Annotated in this window: 4 protein-coding genes; all 4 read right to left on the bottom strand. The window is 62.9% G+C overall.

Features of this window, described 5'->3' with window-relative positions:
- Positions 1 to 86: 86 nt before the first annotated feature.
- The 4 genes from ACRESD_RS16045 to dgcA all read right to left on the bottom strand — a co-directional run bounded on the left by ACRESD_RS16045 (position 87) and on the right by dgcA (position 6,259).
- A complete protein-coding gene (locus tag ACRESD_RS16045; RefSeq protein WP_431751822.1) occupies positions 87 to 857 on the bottom strand; it encodes an electron transfer flavoprotein subunit beta in 771 nt (256 codons plus the stop codon).
- Between the two features lie 10 nt (positions 858 to 867).
- Positions 868 to 2,088 (bottom strand): electron transfer flavoprotein subunit alpha/FixB family protein, encoded by a 1,221-nt coding sequence (locus ACRESD_RS16040; protein WP_431751821.1) that lies wholly within the window; start codon positions 2,086 to 2,088, stop codon positions 868 to 870.
- Positions 2,088 to 4,031 carry a dimethylglycine demethylation protein DgcB gene (gene dgcB, locus ACRESD_RS16035; protein WP_431751820.1) on the bottom strand — a complete coding sequence of 648 codons (1,944 nt, stop codon included), beginning with the start codon at positions 4,029 to 4,031 and terminating at the stop codon, positions 2,088 to 2,090. Before dgcB ends, ACRESD_RS16040 begins: the two co-directional genes overlap by 1 nt.
- Before the next feature lie 167 nt (positions 4,032 to 4,198).
- Positions 4,199 to 6,259: a dimethylglycine demethylation protein DgcA gene (gene dgcA, locus ACRESD_RS16030; RefSeq protein WP_431751819.1), complete on the bottom strand. Its 2,061-nt coding sequence runs from the start codon at positions 6,257 to 6,259 to the stop codon at positions 4,199 to 4,201.
- Positions 6,260 to 6,334: the final 75 nt, after the last annotated feature.

Raw genomic sequence — 6,334 nt, 5'->3', positions numbered from 1 at the left:
GGGCTTGCCCGCGAAGGCGTAGTGTCAGTCAACGCATTTGTCGACTGATAGACCGCTTTCGCGGGCAAGCCCGCTCCCACAAGGAATCAGCGTACGACGCCTTCTTCTATGAGCAGCTTGAGGATGGCTTCGGCGCCCGCTTCCGGGCTGAGGCCCTTGAGCACTTGACCACCACCGCCACTGGCCTTGGCCGTGGCGGCTTTCATGCGGTCGGCACCGCTCTTGGCCTTGATCACCTTGAGACGCTTGGGCCGGGGCTTGGCCGGTTGCAGCAGCGCGCCTGTGAATAACTCGTCGTGCTCGATCTCGACTTCATGGGCGGCCAACTCGCCGCGCTGCGCCGGGCCGTAGGCACTCTGCCGAGGCTTGGGTGCCGCGTTATCCACCGTCGCCAGAAACGGCAGGCGCACCTTCAAACGCCGCCGCTGCCCGCGAGGCAGGGCTTGCAGTACATGGGCGACACCGCCTTCGATGGACTCCACTTGGGCCAGCCCGACAATCAATGGCCAGCCCAGTTGCTCGGCCAGCAGGAACGGCAACATGCCCGAGCCTTCACCCGTTTCCGCTTGGCTGCCAGCGAGCACCACCTGGGCACCTGCGTCGCGCAGGTATTCACTGAGTACCGGCAAGGCATCACTGCCCGCAGGTTGTTCCAACACATGCAGCTGCGACAAACCCATGCCCAGGTAGCTGCGCAGCGTCGGTTCGCCCACATTGCCGGCATGCAGCACCTGCAACTTATCCCCAGCCATTTGCAGACCTAGCTCGACCGCACGTGCGTCCTGCTCCGCCCGGCGCGGGCGCCCAGAGGTGGGGTGGGCGCCGATGGACACCAGGCTGATTACATTCGTCGTCATGGCCATATCCTTAAGCTGCATCGCGCTTGGCGCCGTTGCGGTATGCCTCGACCGCCGCGATCAAGGCTTGCAGGATCGCAGCACTGTCGCCGATCACCGACAGGTCGGCGCGTTTGATCATGTCGCAGCCCGCATCAAGGTTAATTGCCACCACCTTGTCGCAAGCACCGATGCCTTGCAGGTGCTGGATCGCCCCGGAAATGCCGACAGCGACGTACACGCGAGCAGTGACCCAGGTACCGCTGGCGCCAACCTGGCGATCGCGGGCCATAAAGCCATCGTCCACCGCGACCCGCGACGCACCTTCGGTGGCGCCCAGGGCGGCGGCGGTCTGGTGGAACAGCGCCCAGTCCTTCACGCCGTTGCCGCCGGAAAAAATGAATTCCGCCTCGGCCATCGGAATCGCCGCCGGGTCCACCGCCACCGCGCCGAGGTCTTCGATACGCGGCAGGCTGCGAGCCAGACTTGTGGATAACTCCACGGGCAAGGCTTCGTGACGGGTTTCACTGACGGGGTCGGCACATTCGGCGGCGGCGAGGATCAAGCGCGGCAGCGGGCGGGCCAAGTCTTCCTGGCCCGCACCGGCACGGCCGATGCACTCGTCGCCCTTGATCTGCCAAACCCGCGTGGCCGGGCGCTCCTTGAGGCTGGCGGCAAAACGCCGACCCAACTCGCCCCCACCGCTGCGGCTGTCCGGCAGCAACCAGTGACGCGGGTTGAACTGGTTATCCACAGCGCGCAAACCTTGCACACGTTGTTCCGGTGAATAACCGTCGAATTCGTGGCCTTCCAATACCAGCAGGCGGTCGACGCCTGCGGTGGCAAACGCATTTTCCTTGTGTTCGCCAAACACCACCGCAAGCACCGCGCCGTCGCTGCCGGCCAATTGCCGGGCCAGGCCGAGCAAGTCACGGTCATGGCTGCTCAAGCGGCCACCGACCATGTCCGGCACCACGTTGATGTAGAACGCAGGCGTCGGCACCTGATGCAGCGGCAACTGCACTTCCACCGCTGCCGTGCGCTTGGCCGCGCCGCCCTGCTGGACGCCGCTGCGGTCAATGCGCTTGATGCCATTGGGGCCGATAAAACCAACGCCATGCACGTTCTTGCGGATAACGCCGTTAGGCCCCATCCAGCTGTGTTGCACCGGCTGCATCGCCGCATGCAGCGGGTGCAGGCGGTTGCGCGCAATCCATTCGGCCCGAGGGTCGCGGCGGATAATGTCGCTCATCAGTGCACCTCCGCAGGTTCACGCTTCAATGGGGCTTTGGCAGGCGCGGCGTCTTCGAGCAGCGCGTCGGCAACCAGCTCAGCGATGTCCTTGATCAATGGCCGCGGCTCGACCACACCTTCAAGCATCGCCGTGCACTGTGGACAACCCACCGCCACCAGCTCGGCGCCGGTTTCGCGGATGTCTTCCATGCGCATGTCCGGGATACGTTGCTTGCCAGGGATGTCAGTGATTGGCGCACCGCCGCCGCCACCGCAGCAGCGTGAACGGAACCCCGAGCGTTGCATTTCCTTGACCTCGATCCCCAATGCCCGCAGCACTTGGCGTGGTGCCTCGTACTCGCCGTTGTAGCGGCCGAGATAACAAGGGTCGTGATAGGTCACGCTATTGCCCTTGTGCTGGCTCAGGCTCAACGCGCCCTCGCCGATCAGCTCGGCCATGAAGGTGCTGTGGTGCTGTACCCGGTAGTTGCCGTTGAAAGCGCCGTATTCATTTTTCAGCACATGGAAACTGTGGGGGTCGCAGGTGACGATCCGCTTGAAGCTGTACTTGGCCAGGGTCTGGATATTGCGTGTGGCCAGCAGTTGGAAGGTCGCCTCATCGCCCAGGCGCCGCGCCACGTCGCCGCTGTCACGCTCTTCCAGGCCGAGTACGGCGAAGTCGACCTTGGCCGCCTTCAGCACTTTGACGAAGGCGCGCAGGGTGCGCTGGTTACGCATGTCGAAAGCGCCGTCGCCGACCCAGAACAACACGTCGCAGTTGCCCTTGTCACTGAGCAACGGCAGGCTCAAATCCGCCGCCCAGTTCAGGCGACCGCCCGGCGCGAAACCGCCTGGGTTGTCAGTGGCAATCAGGTTTTCCAGGACTTCGGCGCCCTTGTTCGGCGTGGCGCCTTTTTCCAACGTCAGATGACGACGCATGTCGACGATGGCATCCACGTGCTCGATCATCATCGGGCACTCTTCCACGCAGGCGCGGCAGGTGGTGCACGACCACAGGGTCTCGGCATCCACCAGGCCGTTGACGATCGGTTGGTGCGGGTTGCCGCCGTGCTCGCCCACCGGCTTACCTGGGTAAGGGCTGCCGGCGAACTTGGCATCGGTGCCACCGGCCAGACCGAGCACCATGTCCTGGATCAGCTTTTTCGGGTTCAACGGCTGGCCGGCGGCGAACGCCGGGCACGCAGCTTCGCACTTGCCACACTGCACGCAGGCGTCGAAACCGAGCAGTTGGTTCCAGGTGAAATCCTTGGGTTTTTCCACGCCCAGGGGCGCGGTTTTATCGCTGAGATCCAGCGGTTTCAAGCCCGTGGAGCGACCGCCGCCAAAGCGTTCGGCGCGACGGTGCCAGGCCAGGTGCAGGGCCCCGGCGAAGGCATGCTTCATCGGGCCGCCCCAGGTCATGCCGAAGAACATCTCGCTCACACCCCACAGAACGCCCACGCCGAGCAACGCAGCAAGCAGCCAGCCGCCGAAGTCCGCTGGCAGAATTCCAGCCACCGGCAGCGTCACCAGGAAGAAACTCACCGAGAACGCCATCAGGCTTTTCGGCAGGCGCATCCACGGGCCTTTCGACAAGCGTGAAGGCGGATTGCGGCGGCGCAGGTAAACGAAGGTGGCGCCAACAAACATCAGTACCGAGGCCAGCAGCAAGGCATAACCAAGGATGCGGTTATGCAGGCCGAAGCCGTGTACGAGGATGGCCAGCAGCGCCGACAACACAAAGCCCAGGGCAGTGGCGACGTGGGTGTTGGCGATGTATTTGTCGCGAGCGACCACGTGGTGCAGGTCGACCATGTAGCGCTTGGGCATTGCCAAAAGGCCGCCGAGCAGGTCGACTTTCGAGGCGCGACCACGGCGCCACATCGCGACTCGCCGAAGCGCGCCGAGCACCGCAAGGCCCAAGGCGGCAAATAATAAAATGGGAAGCAAGGTGTTCAACATGGTGAAGCTCCCAAAGACCACATAGGTCTTGCATGGGAACCGGATCAATGTGGGAGCTGGCTTGCCTGCGATGGCATCGACTCGGTATCACTCAAGACCGAGTTGCCTGCATCGCGGGCAAGCCCGGCTCCCACATTGACCGGTTTCCACAGTGGTTCGGTGGTTGCCTAGAAATCCTTGCACAGGCGCAGGGCGTCATAGATCGCAGCATGGGTATTACGCTGCGCCACACAGTCACCGATGCGGAACAGCAAGTACCCGTCACCCGCCTCGCTCAAGCACGGTTGCGGCTTGATCGCGAACAAGGCTTCGACGTCGATCTGGCCCTTGTTGCGCGAGCCTTCCTTGAGTGCGTAGTAGATAGCTTCATCCGGACGCACGCCGTTCTCGACGACCACCTGGTCCACCACCCGCTCCTCTTTGGCACCGGTGTATTCGTTCTCCAGGACCGCGACCAGCTTGTCGCCTTCGCGGTAGACCTTTTCCAGCATCATGTCGCCGGTCATGATCACTTCCTTGGGGTACATGCTGCGGTAGTAGGTCGGGAACGACGTACCGCCAATGGCCACGCCGGGCTTGATGTCGTCGGTGACGATCTCGACCTGGCTGCCTTTGTCCGCAAGGAAGTCCGCCACCGACATGCCGGTGAATTCGCAGATGGTGTCGTAGACCAGTACGTTCTTGCCTGGCGCGACTTTGCCGTCGAGCACGTCCCAGCTGCTCACCACCAGGCCTTCGGCCGCGCCCCAATGTTCGTTCTGCTCGACATTCGGGTGCCCGCCTACAGCCAGCACCACCACGTCCGGACGCACGTCCAGGATAGTGTCGGCATCGGCGGCCACGCCCAAACGCAGGTCGACCTTCAACCGCGCCAGTTCCAGCTGGTACCAGCGGGTGATACCGGCAATCTGGTCGCGCTGCGGCGCCTTGGACGCCGTAGTGATTTGCCCGCCGATAAACTCTTTCTTCTCGAACAGGGTCACGTCGTGGCCGCGCTCGGCAGCTACGCGTGCAGCCTCCATCCCTGCCGGGCCGGCACCGACCACCACAACCTTGCGTTTGACGCCGGTGGTTTTTTCGATGATGTGCGGCACACCCATGTATTCACGGGACGTTGCGGCATTCTGGATGCACAGCACATCCAGCCCTTGGTACTGACGGTCGATGCAGTAGTTGGCACCGACGCACTGCTTGATCTGGTCGATCTGGCCCATCTTGATCTTGGCGATCAGGTGCGGGTCGGCGATGTGCGCACGGGTCATGCCGACCATGTCCACATAGCCACCTTCCAGGATGCGTGTGGCCTGGTTCGGGTCCTTGATGTTTTGCGCGTGCAGCACCGGAACCTTGACCACTTCCTTGATACCGGCTGCCAGGTGCAGGAACGGCTCCGGTGGGTAGCTCATGTTCGGGATCACGTTGGCCAGGGTGTTGTGCGTATCGCACCCCGAGCCCACCACGCCGATGAAATCGAGCATGCCGGTGTCGTCGTAGTACTTGGCAATCTGCTTCATGTCTTCGTGGGACAGGCCGTCCGGGTGGAATTCGTCACCGCACAGGCGCATGCCCACGCAGAAGTCGTCACCGACCTCGGCGCGCACGGCTTTCAACACTTCCAGGCCGAACTTCATGCGGCCTTCGAAGGTGCCGCCCCATTCGTCGGTACGCTTGTTGACCCGTGGGCTCCAGAACTGGTCGATCATGTGCTGGTGCACGGCGGACAGTTCCACGCCGTCCAGGCCACCGGCCTTGGCCCGACGTGCAGCCTGGGCGTAGTTGCCGATCACGCGCCAGATTTCTTCCGGCTCGATGGTCTTGCAGGTAGCGCGGTGCACCGGCTCACGTACGCCGGACGGCGACATCAGGGTCGGCCAGTTGAAGCCGTCCCAACGCGAGCGACGCCCCATGTGGGTAATCTGGATCATGATCTTGGCGCCATGCTTGTGCATGGCGTCGGCCAGGTTCTGGAAATGCGGGATGATACGGTCGGTGGACAGGTTGACCGAACTCCACCATTCCTGCGGACTGTCGATAGCCACAACAGAGGAACCGCCACAAATTGCCAGACCGATACCGCCCTTGGCTTTCTCTTCGTAGTACTTCACATAGCGGTCGGTGGTCATCCCGCCGTCGGTGGCATACACCTCGGCGTGAGCGGTACTGAGTACGCGGTTGCGGATGGTCAGCTTGCCGATCTGGATCGGCTGGAACATTGCTTCGAAAGCCATGGAGAAATCCTCGACTTACAACGGCTTGACGATGAACAGGCCGTCATCGTGGCCTTCTTCCGAACCGCCGTAGAC

Source organism: Pseudomonas sp. (assembly GCF_050739995.1).
Lineage (GTDB): Bacteria > Pseudomonadota > Gammaproteobacteria > Pseudomonadales > Pseudomonadaceae > Aquipseudomonas.
The sequence above is the reverse complement of the archived record's forward strand: the minus strand, read 5'-3'. Positions and strand labels throughout refer to the sequence as shown.